The sequence below is a fragment of the Phytohabitans sp. LZ39 genome, from assembly GCF_059359075.1.
This window is the reverse complement of record NZ_JCADBM010000011.1, coordinates 280,953-301,891: the sequence shown is the minus strand read 5'-3', so window position 1 is coordinate 301,891 and position 20,939 is coordinate 280,953. Positions and strand designations below refer to the sequence as shown.

16 protein-coding genes and 2 pseudogenes are annotated in these 20,939 nt (G+C 72.5%); 6 read left to right on the top strand and 12 right to left on the bottom strand.

Annotated features, from left to right (window positions below):
• Positions 1 to 2 precede the first annotated feature (2 nt).
• The 4 genes and pseudogenes from AC5L36_RS22745 to AC5L36_RS22730 form a co-directional block, all read right to left on the bottom strand.
• On the bottom strand, positions 3 to 797 hold the full coding sequence (locus AC5L36_RS22745) for an MBL fold metallo-hydrolase (RefSeq protein WP_441218755.1): 795 nt from the start codon (positions 795 to 797) through the stop codon (positions 3 to 5).
• Entirely contained in the window at positions 787 to 1,584 is a 798-nt protein-coding gene (locus AC5L36_RS22740; RefSeq protein WP_441218753.1) for an alpha/beta hydrolase, read from the bottom strand. Before AC5L36_RS22740 ends, AC5L36_RS22745 begins: the two co-directional genes overlap by 11 nt.
• Positions 1,581 to 1,691, bottom strand: a pseudogene (locus AC5L36_RS22735) (alpha/beta fold hydrolase); the annotation flags it as partial. The pseudogene AC5L36_RS22735 and the gene AC5L36_RS22740, both read right to left, overlap by 4 nt.
• A gap of 66 nt (positions 1,692 to 1,757) precedes the next feature.
• Positions 1,758 to 2,024 (bottom strand): annotated as a pseudogene (locus AC5L36_RS22730) (ATP-binding protein); the annotation flags it as partial.
• Here AC5L36_RS22730 and AC5L36_RS22725 point away from each other — a divergent pair.
• Positions 2,023 to 2,988: a helix-turn-helix domain-containing protein gene (locus AC5L36_RS22725; RefSeq protein WP_441218751.1), complete on the top strand. Its 966-nt coding sequence runs from the start codon at positions 2,023 to 2,025 to the stop codon at positions 2,986 to 2,988. The pseudogene AC5L36_RS22730 and the gene AC5L36_RS22725 sit on opposite strands and share 2 nt — an antisense overlap.
• Positions 2,989 to 3,086: 98 nt before the next feature.
• Positions 3,087 to 4,130, top strand: coding sequence for a hypothetical protein (locus AC5L36_RS22720; protein ID WP_441218749.1), 1,044 nt, complete (start codon positions 3,087 to 3,089; stop codon positions 4,128 to 4,130).
• Between the two features lie 42 nt (positions 4,131 to 4,172).
• Here the strand turns inward: AC5L36_RS22720 and AC5L36_RS22715 are convergent, their stop codons facing one another.
• The 8 genes from AC5L36_RS22715 to AC5L36_RS22680 all read right to left on the bottom strand — a co-directional run bounded on the left by AC5L36_RS22715 (position 4,173) and on the right by AC5L36_RS22680 (position 13,447).
• Positions 4,173 to 6,254: a golvesin C-terminal-like domain-containing protein gene (locus AC5L36_RS22715; RefSeq protein ID WP_441218747.1), complete on the bottom strand. Its 2,082-nt coding sequence runs from the start codon at positions 6,252 to 6,254 to the stop codon at positions 4,173 to 4,175.
• Positions 6,255 to 6,344: 90 nt separating this feature from the next.
• Positions 6,345 to 7,244 (bottom strand): dihydrodipicolinate synthase family protein, encoded by a 900-nt coding sequence (locus AC5L36_RS22710; RefSeq protein WP_441218745.1) that lies wholly within the window; start codon positions 7,242 to 7,244, stop codon positions 6,345 to 6,347.
• Positions 7,241 to 8,026, bottom strand: coding sequence for an ABC transporter ATP-binding protein (locus AC5L36_RS22705; protein ID WP_441218743.1), 786 nt, complete (start codon positions 8,024 to 8,026; stop codon positions 7,241 to 7,243). Before AC5L36_RS22705 ends, AC5L36_RS22710 begins: the two co-directional genes overlap by 4 nt.
• On the bottom strand, positions 8,019 to 9,038 hold the full coding sequence (locus tag AC5L36_RS22700; RefSeq protein WP_441218741.1) for an ABC transporter ATP-binding protein: 1,020 nt from the start codon (positions 9,036 to 9,038) through the stop codon (positions 8,019 to 8,021). Before AC5L36_RS22700 ends, AC5L36_RS22705 begins: the two co-directional genes overlap by 8 nt.
• A complete protein-coding gene (locus AC5L36_RS22695) occupies positions 9,035 to 10,540 on the bottom strand; it encodes an ABC transporter substrate-binding protein (RefSeq protein WP_441218739.1) in 1,506 nt (501 codons plus the stop codon). The genes AC5L36_RS22700 and AC5L36_RS22695 overlap by 4 nt, the downstream gene beginning before the upstream one ends.
• Positions 10,541 to 10,575: 35 nt before the next feature.
• Positions 10,576 to 11,448, bottom strand: coding sequence for an ABC transporter permease (locus tag AC5L36_RS22690; protein ID WP_441218737.1), 873 nt, complete (start codon positions 11,446 to 11,448; stop codon positions 10,576 to 10,578).
• Positions 11,445 to 12,374, bottom strand: coding sequence for an ABC transporter permease (locus AC5L36_RS22685; protein ID WP_441218735.1), 930 nt, complete (start codon positions 12,372 to 12,374; stop codon positions 11,445 to 11,447). Before AC5L36_RS22685 ends, AC5L36_RS22690 begins: the two co-directional genes overlap by 4 nt.
• The gene (locus AC5L36_RS22680; RefSeq protein WP_441218733.1) at positions 12,371 to 13,447 is read right to left on the bottom strand and encodes a LacI family DNA-binding transcriptional regulator; all 1,077 of its coding nucleotides are present in this window, start codon (positions 13,445 to 13,447) and stop codon (positions 12,371 to 12,373) included. The genes AC5L36_RS22685 and AC5L36_RS22680 overlap by 4 nt, the downstream gene beginning before the upstream one ends.
• 198 nt (positions 13,448 to 13,645) lie before the next feature.
• Here AC5L36_RS22680 and AC5L36_RS22675 point away from each other — a divergent pair, with 198 nt between their 5' ends.
• The 4 genes from AC5L36_RS22675 to AC5L36_RS22660 are packed head-to-tail and all read left to right on the top strand — an operon-like array spanning position 13,646 to position 20,911.
• Positions 13,646 to 15,706 (top strand): golvesin C-terminal-like domain-containing protein, encoded by a 2,061-nt coding sequence (locus AC5L36_RS22675; protein WP_441218731.1) that lies wholly within the window; start codon positions 13,646 to 13,648, stop codon positions 15,704 to 15,706.
• Complete coding sequence (locus AC5L36_RS22670; protein ID WP_441218729.1) at positions 15,703 to 17,487, top strand: glycoside hydrolase family 127 protein; 1,785 nt, start codon at positions 15,703 to 15,705, stop codon at positions 17,485 to 17,487. Before AC5L36_RS22675 ends, AC5L36_RS22670 begins: the two co-directional genes overlap by 4 nt.
• Positions 17,484 to 19,313: an MGH1-like glycoside hydrolase domain-containing protein gene (locus AC5L36_RS22665; protein ID WP_441218727.1), complete on the top strand. Its 1,830-nt coding sequence runs from the start codon at positions 17,484 to 17,486 to the stop codon at positions 19,311 to 19,313. The genes AC5L36_RS22670 and AC5L36_RS22665 overlap by 4 nt, the downstream gene beginning before the upstream one ends.
• Positions 19,310 to 20,911 (top strand): FAD-dependent oxidoreductase, encoded by a 1,602-nt coding sequence (locus AC5L36_RS22660; protein WP_441218725.1) that lies wholly within the window; start codon positions 19,310 to 19,312, stop codon positions 20,909 to 20,911. Before AC5L36_RS22665 ends, AC5L36_RS22660 begins: the two co-directional genes overlap by 4 nt.
• The last annotated feature ends 28 nt before the right edge of the window (positions 20,912 to 20,939 follow it).

The following is a 20,939-nucleotide window of genomic DNA, read 5'->3' as shown; positions in this document are numbered from 1 at the left end:
TGTCATGTCTCCAGGTCGGTGGGAGTGCCGATGGGTAGCCAGCGGACGCGGTCGCGCACGTCGCGCGGCGCGGCGGCGAACTCGCGTTCGATGTCGGAACGGGGTTGCTGGAAGTGCTTCCAGCCCTCGTAGTGCACGGGCACGGCGGTGTGCGGCCGCACCTCGCCGAGGAGGGTGACCGCGTCGCGGGCGGTCATCGTGTACCGCAGCGGTCCGGTGACCGGGAAGCGGACGCCGCCGAGGTGCACCAGCGCCAGCCCGACCGGCACCCGGCCGGCGACCTGCCGGACGCCGGGGTAGAGGACGGTGTCACCGGATATCCACAGTGCACCGTGCCGCTGCCCCTCCCAGCGCAGCGCGAAGCCGACGACGTCGCCGACGATCGGCCGGCTCAGTGGGGGACCGTGCCGGCACGGCGTGGCGGTCACCTCGACGGCCGGCCGTCCCGCACCCTCCAATGTGGTCGACGCCCACGCCGCCAACCCGAGCGCGCCGCCGCCGAGCCGGGCCGCGCCGGACACGGTGGTGACGACCATGCCGGCCGACGGCAGCAGGCGGCGGCCGGCCTCGTCGAGGTTGTCGCCGTGGTGGTCGTGGGTCAGCAGCACCGCGTCCACCGGCCCGACCGCGTCCGCGTCGATCGCCGGCCCGGCGAGCTTGCGGGACGAGGTGCCCCAGCCGAACGTGTAGGTGCGCCCGGCCGGGTCGAACGTCGGATCGGTCAGCAGCCGCCACCCGGCGAACTCGATGAGCACGGTGGGGCCGCCGACGTGGGTGACGCGGACGTCAGCGGGCATGGGACAGCGCCCAGTCCAAGACCTCGTCGGCGATCCGCTCCCAGCCCTTCTGCGCGGGCAGCAGGTGCGCGTACCCTTCGTACTCCTTGATCTCGGTGATGGTGTTCGACTTGTAGTGCTTGGCGTTCGACTGCTGGATGGCCGGCGGCATGATGTGGTCCTCGCCGCCGGAGACGAACAGCAGCGGCACCCGCTTGTCGTTGTGGTAGTCGACCCAGGTGTCCTGGTGACCGGGCTGGAAGTTGGCCAGCACGCTGCCCCACAGGATGCCGCCGTTGGCCGGGATGTGGTAGCGGTCGTACAGGGCGCGGGACTCGTCCTCGGTGAACGTGTTGGTAAACGCGTACTTCCACTCCTCGAAGGACAGCCCGACCGCCTTGTGCCGGTTGGCCGGGCTCTTGAGCACCGGGAAGGTGGACTTCACCTGCGACAGCGGCACCACCCGCACGCCCTCGGTGGGCGCCGAGTTGAGCGCGACGCCGGCGGCGCCGAACCCGTGGTCGAGCAGGATCTGGGTGAACGCCCCGCCGGCGGAGTGGCCCATGATGATCGGCGGACGGTCCAGCTCGCGGATGATCCCCTCGATCTTCGAGATGATCGCAGGCACGGTCACGTCGACGATGATCTGCGGGTTTTCCCGCAGCGCCTCGACCTCCACCTCGAAGCCCGGGTAGCCGGGCGCGATGACCCGGAAGCCGCGGGCCTCGTAGTGCGTGACCCAGTGCTCCCAGCTGCGCGGCGTCACCCAGAAGCCGTGGACGAGGACGATCGTGTCGGGCGCGGTCATGGCACACTCCTCAAAAATGTAAGCAGGTCTTCCGACAGCTGCTGCTTGTGCGTGTCGGTGATGCCGTGCGGCGCGCCCGGGTACACGACGAGGGTCGCGTCGTTGACGCGCGCGGCTGACGCTTTCCCACCCACCTCGAACCCGGCCTCCGACTCGACCCCGCCGACGCGGACGACCCGTAGGTCGGCGGCGGCGCCGGCCGCGTAGTCGAGCAGCGCGGTCTTGCCGATGCCCGCGTCGCCCTGGAGGACGAGCACGCCACTCAACCCCTCGCGGACCGCGGCGACGAGCTCGTCAAGGTGTTCGCGTTCACTTTTTCGGCCCCTGAGCACCGATCCCCCCTTGTAACACTCCCGTGCGACCTTAGGAAGCGTGTGCGCCGCTGGCGGGGCTATGCGTGCACTGTTGTCGGCTGACGGTGCACACTGGGCGGCGCACATGGGTTTTCTTCTGGACACGGCGGACATACCGCGGGGCGAGCGGGTCGAGGCGGTCTACGCCGCGATGATGCAGGCGTCGGTCCCGTCCTACGTGATCCACGAGGATCCGGGTGGTGACGTCCGCACCCGCCTCGAGGTCTGGGACTTCGGCAGCGCCAACGTATTCACCGCGCGGTCCACCGGCCTGCGCCTGCTTCGCACGCCCAAACAGGCCAAACAGGACGCCGCGCCCATCGTCGCCCTCTCCGTGCAGTTGCTCGGCGACGGGCGCCACGAGCAGCTCGGCCACCGCCAGATCGTGCGCCCTGGTTCGCTGATGATGGTCGACCTGTCCTCTCCGTACGACTTCTCCTGGTCCGGCGACGGCGCGGCCGGCTGCCTCCAGATCCCGTTCGACCAGGTCGGCCTCCCGATCGACGTCATCCGCCGCGCCGCCGCCAATTTGCCGACCAGCCCGCTGTACCACCTGGTGACCAGCCACGTCGCCCACCTGGTGCGGGACGCCGAGCAGCTCAGCGCCGACCCGGCCGCCGTCACCGCCGGCCACGCGAGCATCGAGCTCGCCCGCGCCCTCATCGCGTCGGCCGCCCACGCGGAGCCGCACGCCCGCGCGGTGCTCGCCGAGACGCTGCTGACCCAGGTCCGCGCCTACGTCCGCCAGCACCTGGCCGACCCCGACCTGCGCCCCGCCACGATCGCCGCCGCGCACAACGTCTCGCTGCGCTACCTCTACAAGGTCTGCGCCCAGGCCGACTTCAGCCTCGAGCAGTGGATCATCGGCGAGCGGCTGCGCGGCGCCCGCGATGAGCTGCTGCGCCCGGATAGCCACGGCCGCACGATCGCGACGGTCGCCCGCCGCTGGGGCTTCAGCGATCCGACCCACTTCACCCGCCGCTTCCGCGGCACCTACGGCCAAACCCCCAGCGAGTGGCGCCGCCTCGCCGCGCCACAGGCGGATTCCTAGGAGAACGTCTGTTGTAAGGAGTCCTAATCGTCTGTCCACGGTGGACCCGGCCGGCGTGGGGCGGCCGGGGTTGACGGGTGGGCGTAGAGTCTCCGCTCGTGATCTTCTCTCGCCGCCGTGCCGAGCCCACGTCCGCCCCCGACACCGCGATAGCCGCGTTCTGGGAGTGGTGGCCGGGCGCCCGCGGCCGGGTGGAGGCGGCCGTCACCACCGGTGACTGGGCCGACCTCAGCGACCAGATCAACGCGCTTGTCTCGGCCATCCACGCCGACCTGCACTGGGAGTTCGCCCGCGGTGCCCGGTCGGCGCACGCGCTGGTCGTGTCGCCGGCGGGCCGGGCGGAGCTGCGGGCCGTGGCGGCGCGCTGGGCGGCGGCCGCGCCCCCGGCGGACGAGACGTGGGAGTACCACACGTCCCGCCAGCCCGACCCGAACGCGTTCGGCGCGCGGCTCCAGATCGGCGGCGCCGAGCTGGCGATGGCCGACCTGCGGTACGGGTTCGCGGTGGAGGGCGGGCGGCAGCTCCTCGACGTCACCGTCTACCACCCGATGTTTCCGGACCTGCCCGAGGAGGTGCGCGGGCAGATCGCCTTCCTGTCGCTGGACTGGCTGCTCGGCGAGGAAGGCGTGGAGCGCTGGGTCGGCGCGGTCGAGTTCGGCGGGGAGGCACCCCCGGTCGACGCGTACGCGCCGGACGAGCTGCGGGCCGCCGTGGAGCGCCAGGCGGTCGAGCACAAGGAGCCCGTGTGGGTGATGCTCACCGCCCAGGACAAGAAGGGCTGGCCGGTGCTCGCCACCGCGCAGAAGGTGATGTTGCCGGTGCGCTTCCCGCGCTTCGACACGCATGTCGCGGTGACGCTGCCGTTCCGCGACACCAACGACGGCGGGCTGCCGCTCGACGGTTCGCTGACCGCGTTGCGCGCCTTCGAAGACGAGCTGACCGAGGCGGTCGGCACCGACGGCGAGCTGCTGGCGCACGAGACCACCCGCGGCACCCGCGTCCTTCACTACTATGTGGACGGTGCGACGCCCGCGGCCGGCCACGTCGAAGGGCGCCTCGCCGGCTGGCGCGAGGGCCGCGCCCAGGCGAAGGTCGCCTACGACCCGGCCCTGGAGGGCGTCGCCCACCTCGACACCACCTGACGGCCGGCCCGGGGTGGTGGGCCGGCCGCCTTCTCGACGGTGTCAGGACACTGGGCTGCTGGTCCGTACCCATTGGACGGCGTCCGCGACGACCACGCCGTTCGCGGCGTCGCTCAGCTCGACGCGGCCGTCGAGACCCGCGGTGAACGGGAACGTGCCGAGCGACACCCACTCGCCGCCGCGCGGGCCCGGCACGCCGCGTACCCGCTGGTCGACGGCGACCGGCGTGCTGCCCCCGGCGTGGTGGACGACGTAGGTGGCGTTCGTCGCGCGGTTGGACGCCGCGCTGTACGAGACGCGCACCTCGTAGCGGTCGTCGCCGGGAATGGCCGGGCGCCAGCGCACCGCCGCGGTGCCGTCGCCGGCCGCGTGGGAGGTGTAGTTGCTGCCGTAGTACCCGGGCACGCCCGTGCCGCCGGGCCAGGTGCCGGCGACCACCTGGAAGCCCTGCTCGCCGTTGTCGATGGTGATGTCCTCGCGGACATCGGCCGGACCGGGCGCCTCGACCAGGCTCAGCTCGTCGAGCGAGATCAGCTGGCCGCCGCCGCGGCCGGGGCCGGCCAGCGTGAAGCGCACGCGATGCCGGCCGGGCCCGAGCCGCAGCCGGTCCAGCCGCACGACGTCGTACCCGTCGGCGCTCTCCGCCGTCGTGTCGATCGCGGCGACCCGCGGTGCCCGGCCGTCGATGGTGACCGCGACGAGACCACCGGCCACCGGGCGGTAGTAGCGGAGCCAGACCTCGAACACGCCGCCATGCCCGGCCTCGAATGGGTACTCGATGTAGTCGCCGGCCGCGTGCGGGGTGTAGACCGCGCGGGCGCCGTCGCGGGCGGTGGGCTCGCGGACGACGGCCACGGTGCCGCCGGGCCGCCGCGCGTGCGGCGCGGTGCGGCCGAGGTCGTGGCGGTGCTCGGTCAGGCGCGGGCCGCGGGAGAGGCTGTCCCGGCCCTGCGTGAGCCACTCCAGGTTGAACCGGGCGAGCGCGATCCGCCGCGGGAAGCTGGGGATGTCGCCGTCGCAGCCGTACAGGAGCACGATCGTGCCGTCGGAGAGCCGCGCGAGGTCGGAGTAGTAGGAGCGGTTGGGGTTGACGACCCGGCTGTACCGGAACGAGTGCCCCTCGTCGTAGCTGACCGACACCGTCATGTTCCACCGCATCGGCGCGTCCGGCCGGCTGAAAAGGATCCGGTCGATGTCGTGCGAGCGCGGGCCGCCGGTGTACCGGACGAGGCTGGCGTCGACGGCGTTGAAGACACCCGTGGCGCCGTCCAGTTTGGGCGGTGACCAGGTGAGGCCGCGGTCCTGGCTCACCGCGACGATGCGCTGGCGGTTGCCGCCCGCCGCCGCGCGGCCGTTGACCACGACCGGGCCGTCGTCGCGCTGCACGAGCCGGGCCTCGTTGATGGGGTACTCCACGGAGACCGGCACCTCGCCGGTCGCCTGCCAGGTGCGGCCGTGGTCGTCGCTGTAGAGGCCGGCCATGCCGTAGAAGCGCTGCGCGACGGTGTTGCCGACGATGACCCGGCGGTGCGCGACGTTGATCAGCAGGCGGCCGTCGTCGAGCTGGATGCCGTGGCCGGGTCCCGGGCCGTGCAGCGCCCAGTCGTACGGGAAATGGTCGAACAGTCCGGCCAGCGGCCGCGGCTCGCCCCAGGTCCGCCCACCGTCCTTGCTGGACACCACGTACAGGTCGCCGCTGTCGCCGGAGCAGGTGGTGTTCTCCGGGAGCCGCTCGGAGAGCATGTAGAACAGGAACACCTCGCCGGTGATCCGGTCGGCGACGAAGGCGGGGTTGCCCCACGACTGACCGTCCACGGAGGACACCACGGTCTGCGTCGGCCCCCAGGTCTCGCCGCCGTCGGGGCTGCGCCGCACCAGCAGGTCGCGCGGACCGGCGTCGCACACCTCGTACCGGCCCTCGGTGGCGGCCAGGATCGTGTCGTTCGGGAGCACGACGAGGCCGTGCACGTGATAGTTCTCCAGCGGGTCCACGGTGGAGTCCCACAGCGTCGTCTCGTGGAAGAAGGGTTCGTTCCGGGGTGGGCTGGCGAATGCTCGGGGCCCGACCGCGACCGTGGCGGCGCCGGCGGCGAGCCCGATGGTGAACGTCCGTCTGGCGATCATGCAGCGCTCCTATCAGAGCAGGTGTGGACCGGGAGGGTGTCAGAGCACGTGTGGACGGGGAGAGGGTCAGAGCAGGTGGACCGGGAGGGGTCAGAGCAGGTATGAACCGAGGGAGGCGACCACGCGTTCGAGCTCGTCGGTCTCCGACGGCGTGCATGGCGCGAGGGGCGGCGCGGCGTGCGGCGGGCACAGGCCCCGCCGGGCGAGCAGCGCCTTGACCGCGGGAACGCCGGGACGGACCGCGTGCAGCCCGGCGAGGCGGGTGTTCAGCTCCTGGAGCCGGTCGAGCGCGGCGCCGTCGCCGGCCTCGTGCGCGGCCAGCAGGTCCAGGGCGAGCCGGGGCGCGAGGTTGGCTGTGCCGGGCACGATGCCGCCCGCGCCGGCGCGCAGGGCCGCCGCGAGCGCCCGCTCGTCGCCCTGGCTGACCGTGAAATCAGGGCGGTGGCCGGCCGCCTTCACCAGGTACGCCAGCGTCGCCGGTTCGCCGGACGAGTCCTTGACGCCGACCACGTGCGGCAGCGCGACGAGACCGTCCACACTCGACTCGATGAGGGGAGTGGCGTACTTCGGCGCGTTGTACGCCACCACCGGCCGGCCGCACCCGGCGAGCGCGGCATAGTGGGCGACCACCTCGTCCGGGCGGTGCTTGAAGTACGTCGGCGGGCTGACCACGAGCGCGTCCGCGCCGGCCGCGACCGCGCGGTCGGCGCGCTCGCGGACCTCGTCGGTGCCGGCGGCGGTGACGTTGACGAGCACCACGCCGCCGTCGACGAGACCGTGCCAGCGGTCGACCATGGCGGCGACGTACGCCGGCAGCCGGTCGGGGCGGATCAGCGGGCCCTCGCCGTTGCTGCCGAGGAGCATCAGCCGGCGCACGCCGGCGCCCGCCATCGCGCGCAGCAGCGGGGTCGCGGCCGGCGCGGACGGCACGCCGGGCCGGTCCATGGGCGTCACGAGCGGTACGACGAGGCCGCCGAGCAGGTCTTTCACGCGGCACGTCCGGTGTTGAGCTCCAGGGCGGCGTCGACGAGCGTGCGGGTGTACTCGTGGCGCGGGGCGCCGAGCACCTCGCTGGCCGGGCCCTCCTCCACGAGCTCGCCCTGCCGCATCACCGCGATCCGGTCCGCGATCTGGTGCACCACACCCAGGTCGTGGGAGATGAACAGCATCGACAGGTGGTGGCTGGCCCGCAGGTCGACGAGGAGCCGGAGGATCTGCGCCTGTACCGAGACGTCCAGCGCGGACACCGCCTCGTCGCAGACCAGCAGCCGCGGCTTGACGGCGAGCGCGCGGGCGATGCTCACCCGCTGGCACTGGCCGCCGGACAGCTCGCCCGCGTGCTGCCGGGCGACGCTCGAGTCGAGGCCCACGTCGTCGAGCAGCCGGTGCACGGCCGCGGTGCGGTCGCCGGCCGGCGCCGACGCCGGGTGGGTCCGCCACGCCTCGTTGATGATGGCGGCGGCGGTCATCCGCGGGTTGAGGGAGGAACGCGGGTCCTGGAACACCATCTGGATCGCCCGCTGAAGGGCGGCCGGCCGGCGCCCGACCGGGCCGAGGCGGTGACCGTCCAATGTGACCACGCCGGAGTCCGGCCGGACGAGGCCGATGATGGCGCGGGCCGCGGTGGTCTTGCCCGATCCCGACTCGCCGACCAGCCCGACCGTCTCGTTCGCCGCGACGCGGAGGCTCACCCCGTCGACGGCGACGAACCTGTTGGACCGGCGGCCGAAACTGACCCGCAGGTCTCGCACCTCCAGCAACGCCTCACTCACTCTGCAACAGCTCCTCGGCGAAGTGGCACGCCGTCCAGCGGCCGGAGGCGACCTGCCGGACGGCCGGCTGCTCGGTGCGGCACCGGTCGCGGGCCAGCGGGCAGCGCGGGTGGAACGCGCACCCCGCCGGGCGGTTCGCCGGGGTGGCCGGCGTGCCGGGTAGGGGATGGGCGAGCGCGGTGCGGGTCCGGATGGCCGGCACGCTGCGCACCAGCGCCTGCGTGTAGGGGTGCGCCGGCCGGCCGAGCACCGCCGCGGTCGGGCCGCGCTCGGCGACCCGCCCCGCGTACATGACCACCACCTGGTGCGCGACGTGGGCGACCACCCGCAGGTCGTGGCTGACCAGCAGCATCGCCAGCCCTTCGTCTTCCTGGATCGACCGCAGCAGGCGCAGGATGCGCGCCTGCACGGTGACGTCGAGCGCGGTGGTGGGCTCGTCGGCCAGCAGCAGCGCCGGGCTGCCGGCCAGCGCCAGCGCGATCATCGCCCGCTGCCGCATCCCGCCGGAGAACTCGTGCGGGTAGTTGCGCAGCCGCCGCGCCGGGTCCGGGATGCGGGCCCTTTCGAGCAGGTCCAGCACCCGCCGGCGTACCTCGTCGCGGGGTTTGCCGTCGCGGCGCAGGATCTCGCCGACCTGGCGGGCGATCGTCTGGGTGGGGTTGAGGGCGGCGAGCGGGTCCTGGAAGATCATCGCGATCTCGTGTCCGCGCAGCCGGCGGCGCCGGGTGCGGTCCGCGCGCAGCAGGTTCTCACCCCGCCAGAGCAGCTCGCCGCCGGTCCGGGCGCCGTCGGGCAGCAGGCCGATGATCGCGTTCGCGGTCATTGTCTTGCCGCTGCCCGACTCGCCGATGAGCCCGACCGTGGTGGCCGGCGGGACGTCGAACGACACCCCGTCGACCACGCGCAGGTGGCCGGCCTGGCCGGGCAGGTCGACGACCAGCCCGGCCAGCTCCAGCAGCGGCCCCGTCGAGGACTCGGCCGCCGGCTGGTCGGCCAAGCGAGCGGCGGTCATGACCCGTTGACCTGCGCGGTGGCGAAGTCGGGCAGACCGTTCGGGTCCGGCGAGAAGCCCTGGAGGCGGTTGTTCCAGGCGTACGCGTACTTGACCGCCATCGGGAACATGCCGACCGCGTCCTGCCAGATGATCTGGCTGGCCTCACCGTAGAGCCTGGTCCGCTCGGCCTCGTCCGGGCTCGAACCGGCCTTGCTCAGCAGCTGGTCCAGCTCGGGGTTGCAGTACCCGTTGCGCTTGGCGGCGCAGGGGTAGAGGCGGCCCAGCGTGTTCGCCGCGTCGAACGTCGGGTTGGACAGCTGCTGGAAGTTGATGTCCCAGTTGAGCGCCAGCAGGTCCTTGGTGAAGACCGCCTGCTCCTTCTCCAGCAGGTCGACCTGGACGCCGATCTTCTGTAGGTCGGAGACGACCGCCTGGTTGAACTGCCGGAACTCGGCATTGGCGAACTGGAGCCGCAGCTTCTTGGAGAAGTCGAAGCCGGCCGCGGTCAGCGCCGCCTTGGCCGCGTCCGGGTCGTACCCGATCGGCTGCTGCTTGACGTAGCCCAGCGTGATCGGCGAGACGGGCGCGTCGGACAGCGAACCGGTCTGCGGGTACAGCTGCTTGATGATGGTCTCGAAGTCGACCGCCTGCCACAGCGCCCGCCGCACCTTGGCGTCCTTCAGCGCGGGGGTCGACGAGTTGAACCACATCGTGAAGACCGCCGTGCTCGGTACCGTCTGTACGGTCAGCTTCGAGTCGCTTTGCAGCTCGCCGAGCTGGTCGTCGGGGATGCCCCACACGACGTCCGCCTCGCCGGTGCGCAGCGCGGTCAGCCGGGCCGCCAGCTCGGGCATCTTCTTGATGGTCACCTTCGACACCTTCGGCGCGCCGCCGTAGTACTGGGCGTTCGGTACCAGCGCGAGGGTCTGCGACGGGGTGAACGAGTCCACAGTGAACGGACCCGAGCCGACCGGCTTCTGGAAGAACGCGGTGTCGTCCGGTGCCACGCCGGCCGGGATGACGTAGAACGTGGCGAGCTTGCCGGGCACCGCCGCGTCCGGCTTCGTCGTCTTCATGACCACCTGCGTGTCGGAGGTGGCGGTCATCGTGTACCCGGTGAAGTTGGCGGTGTTGGTGCCCTTGAGGTCCATGAAGCGCTTGAACGAGGCGGCGACGTCGTTCGCGGTGACCGGCTTGCCGTCGCTGAACCGCACACCCGAGCGGAGCGTGAACGTCCACTCCGTGGCGTCGGCGTTGGGCTTCCACTCGGTGGCGAGGTCGCCCTTCAGCTTGCCGTCGTTGCCCGGGCCGACCAGGCGGCTGTAGATCTCCCGGGACGCCAGCTGGGTGCCGGTGCCGCCACCCTGCGCGCCGTGCGGGTCGAGGCTTTCGATGGGGTACGTGCCGGCGACCGTGAGCTGGCCGGAGCCCGCACCGGACCCGCCGCCGGTGGTGGCGTCCGAGCAGCCGGCGAGCGCTATCGCCGCGACGGCGAGACTGTACAAAAGGGACTTTCTCACGGTATGGGCTCCTAATCTTTCGCGGGGAGAGTCAGTCAGTTCAGGTGGCCGCGGCCGTACCGGGCGGTGAGCTGGTCGCCGAGGATGCCGATGTTGACGATCAGCACGGACAGCGCGATGCCGGGCAGCGCCGAGATCCACCACGCGGTTTCGAGGTACTGCTTGCCGTTCGCGATCGTCTGGCCCCACGACACCGCCGAGTTGGGCAGGCCGATGCCGAGGAAGCTGAGGCCGGCCTCGGCCAGCACGACGAGCGCGAACTCCAGCGTCGCCAGGGCGACGACCGGACCGATGGTGAAGGGCAGGATGTGCCGGACGAGGACGGCCCGGCGGGGCACGCCGAGCACCCGGGCCGCGTCGACCCAGGCCCGCTCCCGCAGGGAGAGCGCGATGCCGCGGGTGACGCGGGCGAAGGAGATCCAGGCGGTCGCGGAGAGCGCGGTCACCACGAGGAAGACGCTGCGCTCGAACGCGCCCGCGATCACGATGGTCAGCAGGATCGCCGGGAAGGCGAGGAGGATGTCGATGCCGCGGGCCAGGATCGTGTCGAGCCAGCCGCGGAAGTAGCCGGCGACCGTGCCGACGGCCACGCCGACGACGCAGGCGACGACGACGGTGCAGACGCCGATGATGACCGACGTCCGCGCGCCGTACACGATCTGGGCGAGCACGTCGCGGCCGAGCGCGTCGGTGCCCAGCCACGCGGTGCCGCCGCCGGACACGGCCGACCCGGGCGAGAGAAGCCGGTCCTGGAGCGAGGTGTGCACCGGGTCGTAGTCGATGAACAGGGGGCCGATGACGGCGACCGCCGCGTACAGCCCCAGGACGAGGTAGGGGATGCGGCCGAGCCAGCGCCGCGGCCGGATCCGGGGGACGCTTACCGTCTGGAGCTCCAACGCCGCCGTCATGACACGCCGTCCAGCTTGATCCTTGGGTCGAGCTTCGTGTAGAGCAGGTCGGCCAGCAGGTTGAAGAGCATGACGATGCCGGCGATGACGAACGTGGCCGCCTGCACCACCTCGTAGTCGCGGTTGGCGACCGCGTCCACGACCAGCGTGCCGACGCCCGGCCAGGCGAAGACGTTTTCGACGATGACGGCGCCGCCGATGAGCCCGCCCATGTGCAGCCCGACGATCGTCACCACGGGGATGAGCGAGTTGCGCAGGGCGTGGCCGGTGAGCACCTGCGGCTCGGTGAGGCCCTTGGAGCGGGCCGTCTGGATGTACGGCTCGCGCATGGTCTCCGCCACGCTGGTCCGGGTCAGCCGGGCGACGATGGCGGTGAACGGCAGGGCGAGCGTGACCGCCGGCAGCACGAGGTGCTGTGGTGTGCCGGAGCCCGCGCTGGGCAGCACGCCCAGCGCCAGCGCGAAGATGAGGATCAGCATGATGCCGACCCAGAACGTCGGGAACGACTGGAGCGCGATCGTGCTCGCGGACACCACCCGGTCGAGCGCGCGACCCGGGCGCGCGCCGGCCAGCAGCCCGAGCGTGACGCCGAGGACGACGGCGATGAGCGTGGACGTGAGCATCAGCTCGACGCTCGCCGGCAGGCGCTCCAGCACGGTGTCCATCGCCGGCCGGCCCAGCCGGTACGACTGTCCGAAGTCGAACCGGGCCGCGTCGGCGAGGTAGTGCGCGTACTGCGTGAGCTTGGGCTGGTCGAGCCCGAGCCGCGCGGTCAACTCGTCGATCTGCTGCTGGTCGGCGTCCGGGCCGAGCAGGATGGTGGCCGGGTCGCCGGGGACGACGCGGACGATGAGGAAGATGAGCGAGGCCGCGCCCCACATCACGAGTACGCCGATGAGCAGGCGCTTGACGACGAGCCGGATCATGACGGACGCCCCGCTCGCGCCGGCCCGATCGAGTCGCCGGGCACGAACGTGCACGGCAGGCTCACCCGCTCGGGTGCCGTACGCCGGTCCTCCAGCAGCTCGATGAGCATGCGGGCGGCCTCGCGCCCCATCTCCACGCGGGGGAGCGAGAAGCGGGTCCAGTCCCGGCGGTCCGGAGTCCATGATGGAGGGTCGCCGAGCAGCGCGATCGAGCAGTCCTGCGGGAAGCGGATCCGCGCCGCGGCGGCGATCTCGTCGAGCGCGGTGGTCAGTCTGGTGTCCTCCGTGGGCTCCACCAGCACGGCGGTCACGCCGTACCGCGCGATCCAGTGCTCCAGGTGCTCGGCGGTCAGCTCCGCTGGGTCGGCGAGCGCCTGGATCAGCGACTCGTCGACCGCGAGCCCGGCCGCGACGAGACCTTGGCGGTAGCCGGCCTCGCGGTCGCGGGTGGGCTCGGTGTCGTCGGTGGCGCGTAGGTAGAGGATGCGCTCGTGCCCGTGCCCGGCGAGGGTGGTCACCATCGCGCTCGTCGCGGCGACGTAGTCGGCGGCCACGTAGGAGATGTCGGCGTCCGGCAGCTCCCGGCGGCCGAGGAAGACGAACGGGAAGTCTTCCCGGACCAGCGCGGCGAGCTCGTCGCGGCGCACGTTGCGACCGAGCAGGACGCATCCGTCGGCGATCCGCAGCCGGTTGACGCCGCCGGCGTAGATGGAGCGGTCGGCGGCCGAGGTGACCGAGCTGAACAGCAGCAGGTCGTAGCCGAGCGCCGCGGTCGCCTCCTCGACGCCGACCAGGAACGGGTAGTAGAAGTCGCGCTGGTCGACCGGGAAGACCGGTTCGAACGTGTATATGCCGAGCAGGTTGTTGCGCTTGCCGCGCAGGCGGCGGGCCGCGACGTTGGCCGTGTAGCCGAGCTCGGCGGCCGCGGCCAGCACGGCCTGTCGGGTCGGCTCGGCCACCTGGTCGCTGACGGCGCCGCCGCTGATCACAAGAGATACCGTCGCCTGAGAGACGCCGGCACGGCGGGCGATGTCGACCTGGGTGGGCCGGCCTCGGCGCGGGGATGGGGTCACCGCAGCTCCAATTAATACGTATTAGAAGATCCGGTGGAGCCACCGTACTCGTCGTGTCCCGCCAACGTCAACAAGCTGTTTCGGTCTTGTTGCCGCCCCGTTGACGTGCGTAAAGCCGTCAAGTAGCGTCACAGACGGTTGATCTTAATACGTATTAATAAGATCGCCCCACCGGCCTCTGGATCAGGAGACCCCCGCATGCCTCAATCCATCAGCAGGCGGACGTTCACGCTCGGGCTCGCGGCGGGCGCCGCCGCGACTTTCGTGCCGTCGAGCGCCTTCGCCTCCGGTGCCGCCACCCCCTTCTTCGCCGAGACGACGCTCTGGGACTCGACCGTCGACCCGCTGGCCAGCTACCACGTGCACGCCCTCACCGCCCTGCCGGACGACACGGTCCTGGCCGTCACGGAGGGGCGGTACGAGAACTGCGACGCCGGCCCGCACGACATCCTGCTGCGCCGCAGCACCGACGGCGGGGCCACCTGGACGCCGACACAGACGCTCGTCGCCGCGACCGAGGGCCAGTGCTGGGCCAACCCGACGTTCGTCGTCGACCGCCGCACGCGCGAGGTCTTCCTGTTCTACAACTGGTGCGTGCGCCTGCCGGAGAACACGAGCTGCTCGGCCGACTCCAGCACCATGTACGTCATCTCCAGTGTGGACGGTGGCGTGACCTGGGGCGCGCCGCGCGAGCTCACCGACCTGTTCGCGCACTTCCCGTACAACTGGTCGATGCACGGGCCGGGGCCGGGGCACGGCATCCAGCTCGACACCGGCCGCCTGCTGCTCACCGTCTCGCACCGCACGATCATCACCGGGGTACCGACGAGCGAGCGCAACTACGGCGTCTCCACTTTGTACAGCGACGACCACGGCCGCACCTGGAAGTCCGGCGGAGCCGTGCCGATGGGGCCGGAGTACCCCACGGTCGGCGAAGCCCGGCTGGTGCAGCGCGAGGACGGCACCGTCCTCATGAACAGCCGGGCCGGCTCGGGCAGCAACTGGTCGCGTAGCGTCACAGTGAGCGAAGACCGCGGTCTGACCTGGGCGGTGCCGCGGCTCGACGATGGCGCCGGCCTCTTCAACGGCGTCGACGCGGGGCTGCTGCGGCTCAGCCGGGGTCGGGTGCTCCTCAGCCGGCCCGACGCGCCCATGCGGTGGAACATGACCGTCTCGGTCAGCTACGACGACGGCGACAGCTGGCGGTACAGCCGGGTCGTCAACCCCGGCCGCGCCTTCTACTCCGACCTCACGCGGCTCTCCGACGGCACGATCGTGCTGCTCTACGGCTGCGACGGCGACCTCGACGGCACGCCGCGCCGGGTGGCCGCCGCCCGGTTCAACCTGGAGTGGCTCACCCAGGGCCGGGACACCCTCGCCGACGGGCCGGGCGTGACCGAGCAGGCGCTCGACCTCGGCCGCATGGCGCCGCTGGCCCGCCGCTCGGGCGGTACGGTCGCGGTCGTGCGCGAGGCCACCGCCCGGCACGGCGCGCGCGCCGCCTACACGCCCGGCGCCGCCGGCGACTACATCGAGTACCCCTTCGTGGTGGGCCGCTCCGGCGAATACGAGCTGTGGCTGCGGTACTTCCGCACGCTCGACGGCGGCGTGGTACGCATCACCGTGGACGGCGGGGAGCCGCGAAACTCCACAGTCGACATGACCGCGTGGCGCAGCGCCGGCTACGACGTGCTGTGGCTCGACAAGACGTGGCTGCGCTCCGGCCGGCACGCGATCCGGTTCACCCTCGCCGGTCCGGGGCGCGGCGGCGGCACCGCCGTGTCGGTCGACGAGCTGAGCCTCGTGCGGGCGCCCCACCCGGCCGACGTCCGCCCCGACGTGACCGTCGACAACGGAGAGCTGGGCTTCGAGCTCGTGTCCGGCTCGTGGCCGAGCAGCCGCGGCGTGCCCGGCTACTACGGCTTCAACTACCTCTCCCACGGGCCCGGCACCGGAGCCAGTGCGGTCGACTGGCAGCCGGCCCTGCCCGGCGACGGCCGGTACGAGGTGCTCGTCTCCTACTCGGCGGGCACCAACCGCGCGACCAACGCCACCTACACCGTGCACCACGCCGAGGGCAGCACCCCGGTCGCGGTCAACCAGCAGGTCGCCGGCGCACCCGCGCCGCGCGGCGGGGAGTGGACGTCGCTCGGCGTGTTCCCGTTCAAGGGCGGGATCGACGGGCACGTCGTGCTCACCGACGCCGCCGACCGCACCGTCATCGCCGACGCCGTCCGCTTCCTGAGGGTCGATCAGTGAGCCCTGTCGTACCCGGTGCGAACGCCGCGGTGGCCCTGCGCCCCCTGCCCATGCCGGCGAGCCGGCTGGCGGGCGGGTTCTGGGCCCCGCGGCTGGCCGCCAACCACGCGGCCATCCCGGTCGTCCACGAGCGGCTCGTCGCGGCCGGCCACATCCGCAACCTGCGGATCGCCGCCGGCGCGGAGACCGGCGTGGTCGAAGGGGCCGCGTTCCGGGACTCCGATGTGTACAAGTGGCTGGAGGCCGTCGCCTGGGCCGGCCTGGACGCGGGTGAGCTGCCGCGCACCGTCGCCGCCGCCCAGCGCCCCGACGGCTACCTCAACTCGGTCATCCAGGTGCGCGGCGGCGAGCCGTACACGCAGCTGTGGATGAGCCACGAGCACTACTGCGCCGGCCATCTCTTCCAGGCGGCGGTGGCGGCGGCCCGCACGAGCGGCGACACGACGCTGCTCGACGTCGCCACCCGGCTCGCCGACCACCTGGCCGCCACGTTCGGCCCGCACGGGCGCACCGAGCTCGACGGGCACCCGCTCGTGGAGATGGCGCTCGTCGAGCTGCACCGGCAGACCTGCGAGCCGCGCTACCTCGACCTGGCCCGGCACTTCGTCGACACCCGCGGCTACGGCCGGGCCACCAAGCCGGGCTTCGACCCGTCGCCCTACGGCGACCCGGGCCACTACGCGGACGCCGAGCCGGTGCGCGCGGCCGGCACGCTGTCCGGGCACGCGGTCCGCGCGGTGTACTTCGCCGCCGGCGCCACCGACGTCGCCATCGAGACCGGCGACGCCGCGCTGCTGGCCGCCGTGCGCCGCCAGTTCGACAACGTGGCGCGGCGCAAGCAGCACGTGACAGGTGGCGTCGGGTCCCGCTGGGACGGCGAGGCGTTCGGCGACGACGACGAGCTGCCACCGGACCGGGCGTACGCGGAGAGCTGCGCCGCGATCGGCATGCTCCAGTGGGCGTGGCGGCTGCTGCTGGCCACCGGCGAAGCCGAGTACGCCGACCAGATCGAGCGGCTGCTCTACAACGCGGTGCTGCCCGCCGTGTCGCTCGCCGGTGACGAGTTCTTCTACGTCAACACGTTGCACCGGCGTACCGGCGCCCGTCCCGACGTGCAGCGGGCGCCCGCCAACGGTCGGCGGCCCTGGTTCAACTGCGCCTGCTGCCCACCCAACCTGCTGCGTACGCTGGCGAGCCTGCCGGCCTACCTGGCCACCGGCACCGGCGACGGCCTTCAGATCCACCAGTACGCCCCGGGCTCGCTGTCGTCCGGCGCGCTGGCCGTGGACGTCGACACCGCCTATCCGTGGGACGAGCGGGTCGTGCTGACCGTGCGCGCCGCCCCGCCGGGCGAGGTCGAGCTGGCGCTGCGCGTGCCGGCGTGGGCCGAAGGGTCCACGTTGGACGGCGAGCCGGTGGCGGCCGGCGGGTACGCCCGGCTGCGGCAGGTGTTCCGGCCCGGCGACCGCCTCGTGCTGGAGCTGCCCATGCCGCCCCGGCTGATCCGGCCCGACGACCGGGTCGACGCCCTGCGCGGCTGCGTCGCCGTCGCGCGCGGGCCGCTGGTGTACGCGATCGAGCAGCCCGACCAGCCGGAAGGTGTCACGCTGGAAGACATCCGCCTGGACGCGGGCGCGCCGATCCGCGCCGAGAACCGGCCGGAGCTGCTCGGCGGTGTGACCGTGCTGCGCACCGGCGACACCACGCTCATCCCGTACTTCGCCTGGGCGAACAGGGGACCCCACGCGATGCGGGTATGGATACCGGAGGCGAGTGAATGACGTCGTACGAGGACGCGCAGCGGCGGCTGGCGCGCGGCTGGAACACCTGGGACACGCACAGCCTGCTGACCCAGGTGCTGCTGCCCGACGGGCTCGCCGTATCGCTGGGCCTCAAGGAGTACTACCGCGGAAACGTCCTGAACCGGGTCCAGATCGGACGGCGCGAGCAGGACGCGGAGGAGGTGACGCTCGGCCCGCACGCGATCGACGGGAGCTACACCTCCGTGACCGTGCGCTGGCGCGGCGTCGAGGTGCTGGTCGAGAGCGCGCACGACGGGCCCGACCTGGTGCTGCTCGCCACGCCCCTCGCCAACCAGGTCCAGCCGGCGACGCTGACCGTCGCGGTCGGACTGCTGTGGGGCCGCCCCGGCGCGGTGCGGCGGTCCGGAGACGGGGTCACGGCCGAACTGCCTGGCCGTGCGGTCACCGTCTCCGCCACCGCGCCGGGGCACCACGACCCGTACGTCGACCTGACCGGGCCGTACCTCGCGGTGCGGCTGGACGGCCCGGTCGGCGTCTCGACCGGGGCACCGCGCGACCTGGCCACCGTCCAGCGGATCGTCGCCGGCGCGCGGCTCGCGCGTCCGGAGGACGCCGACGGGGAGCACCGGGAGCTGATCCGGGACGCCATCGCCTGGAACACCGTCTACGAGCCGGCCGGCGAACGCGTCGTCACCACGGTCAGTCGACTGTGGAACGTGGGCAAGCGCGGCGGCTACGCCCTCTTCTGCTGGGACAACTACTTCAATGCGCTGCTCGCCGGCTTGTTCAGCGCCGACCTCGCGTACGCGAACGCGGTCGAAATGACCCGTGCGCTCACGCCGGCCGGCTTCGTGCCGAACGTGGAGCAGGGCACCGGGCGGCGCACGTACGACGGCTCGCAGCCGCCGGTGGGCTCCCTCGCCGCGCTGGAGCTGTACAAGCGGTTCGGCGACCGCTGGTTCCTCGAAGAGGTGTTCCCCGGCCTGCTCAGCTGGAACAGGTGGTGGTGGAACACGCGGCGGGACGGCGAGCTGCTCTGCCTCGGCTCCACCGCCTTCGAGCCGGAGTGGCCGTCGCCGCAGGACATCCCGCGGATCAACCAGCACTTCGGCGCCACCTGCGAGAGCGGCTGCGACGACCATCCGATCTTCGCGGACATCCCGTACGACCCGACGGTCGGCCTGCTGATGGCGCACGACGTGAGCCTCAACAGCGAGTACGCGATGGACTGCGCGGCGCTCGCGGACATCGCCGCCGTGCTCGGGCGCGACGCCGAGCGCGACGAGCTGCGCGGGCGCGGCACCGCGGTGGCGGAGGCGATGGAGCGTCTACTGTGGTCGGATGAGACCGGCTCGTACCGCAGCCGCCGCACCGACACCGGCGACTTCACCGCGGACATCTCGCCGATGAGCTTCTACCCGCTGCTCGCCGGGATCGGGGCCGGTGGCCGCGACCGGCGGATGGTCGAGCGCTACCTGCGCGACGAGCGGTACTTCGGCGGCCGCTGGTCGGTGCCGTCCACGCCCCGCACCGACGCCGAGTCCGCGTCGCGTAGCTACTACTGGCACGGGCGGGTGTGGCCGCCGATGAACTTCCTGGTCTACATCGGACTCCGGCGGGCCGGGTTGACCGAGGAACGGAGCTGGCTCGCCGAGCGCAGCGCCGAACTGGCGATGAAGGAATGGAGCGAGGCGCGTCACGTGCACGAGAACTATTCGGCGAACACCGGCGAGGGCTGCGACAAGGCCAACAGCGAACCGTTCCACTCGTGGGGCGCGCTGCTGAGCCTGATCCCGCTGATCGAGAGCGGATCCGTCGAGTACTTCCGCGAGGTGAACGCATGACCAGCGCGGACGTGCTCGTCGTCGGCGGCGGCCTGGGCGGTGTGGCGGCGGCGCTCGCGGCGCTGCGCCGCGGCCGCACCGTACTGCTCACCGAGGAAACCGACTGGCTCGGCGGCCAGCTGACCGCGCAGGCGGTGCCGCCGGACGAGCACCCGTGGATCGAGCGGTTCGGCTGCACGGCCAGCTACCGGGAGCTGCGCGACGGCATCCGGGAGTACTACCGCCGGTGGTACCCGCTCAGCGACCGGGCCCGCGGGGCCCGCTATCTCAACCCGGGGGAGGGCACGGTCAGTCCACTGTGTCACGAGCCGCGGGTGGCCGCCGCGGTCATCGAGGCGATGCTCGCCCCCTGGACCGCCGCCGGCCGGCTGCGGGTGCTGCTCCGGACCCGGCCGATCGCGGCCGATGTGGACGGTGACCGGGTGCGCGCCGTCGTGGTCGAGGACGTCGAGGGCAACCGGACGGAGCTCGCCGCACCGTACGTCCTGGACGCCACCGAGCTGGGCGACCTGCTGCCGCTGACCGGCACAGAGCACGTCACCGGCTTCGAGTCGCGGGCGGAGACCGGCGAGCCGCACGCCCCGGCGCGGGCGCAGCCGGACAACATGCAGGCGTTCTCGTGGTGCTTCGCGATCGAGCACCGGGCCGGCGAGGACCACACCGTCGACAAGCCCGCCGAGTACGACTTCTGGCGCGGGTTCAGCCCGGACTTCTGGGGCGGCGAGCTCGTGTCGCTGACCGCGCCCGACCCGCGGACGCTGCGGCGGTACCCCCGCTCGTTCGTGCCGAACCCCGCCGACGAGAGCGACGTCGTGGCGGACCAGAGCGTCAGCGCGGGCGACAGCGAGCTGTGGGTCTTCCGGCGGATCGTCGCGCGCCGTACGTTTCCGGCGGGCACGGTCGGCAGCGACGTCACGCTGGTCAACTGGCCGATGATCGACTACTTCCTCGGGCCGCTGATCGGTGTGGGCGAGGCGGAGCAGGCCAAGCACCTCGCCTCGTCCCGGCAGCTCAGCCTCAGCATGCTGTACTGGCTCCAGACCGAGGCGCCCCGCCCCGACGGCGGCACCGGCTGGCCCGGCCTGCGGCCGCGCGGCGACGTGCTCGGCACCGCCGACGGCTTCGCCAAGGCGCCGTACATCCGCGAGTCCCGCCGCGTCCGCGCCGAGTACACAGTGGTCGAACAGGACCTGTCCCTGGACGTGCGGGGCGAGCACGGCTCGGTGGTGTACCCGGACAGCGTCGGCGTGGGCGCGTACCGGATCGACCTGCACCCCTCGACCGGCTTCGACACGTACATCGACGTCGGCGCGACGCCGTACCACCTGCCGCTCGGCGCGCTGCTGCCGGTGCGGATGGAGAACCTGCTGCCGGCCGGGAAGAACATCGGCACCACGCACATCACCAACGGCTGCTACCGCATGCACCCCACCGAGTGGAACATCGGCGAAGTGGCCGGCGCGCTCGCCGCGCACTGCCTCGACACCGGCCTGGCCCCGCGGCAGGTGCGAGCCGACCCGCGGCGGTTCGACGACTTCCGCGCGTCGCTGGTACGCGGGGGCGTGGAGCCGGAGTGGCCGCGGATCGGAGGATACTGATCGGCCGCGTCGTCCCGAAGCGCCGAAA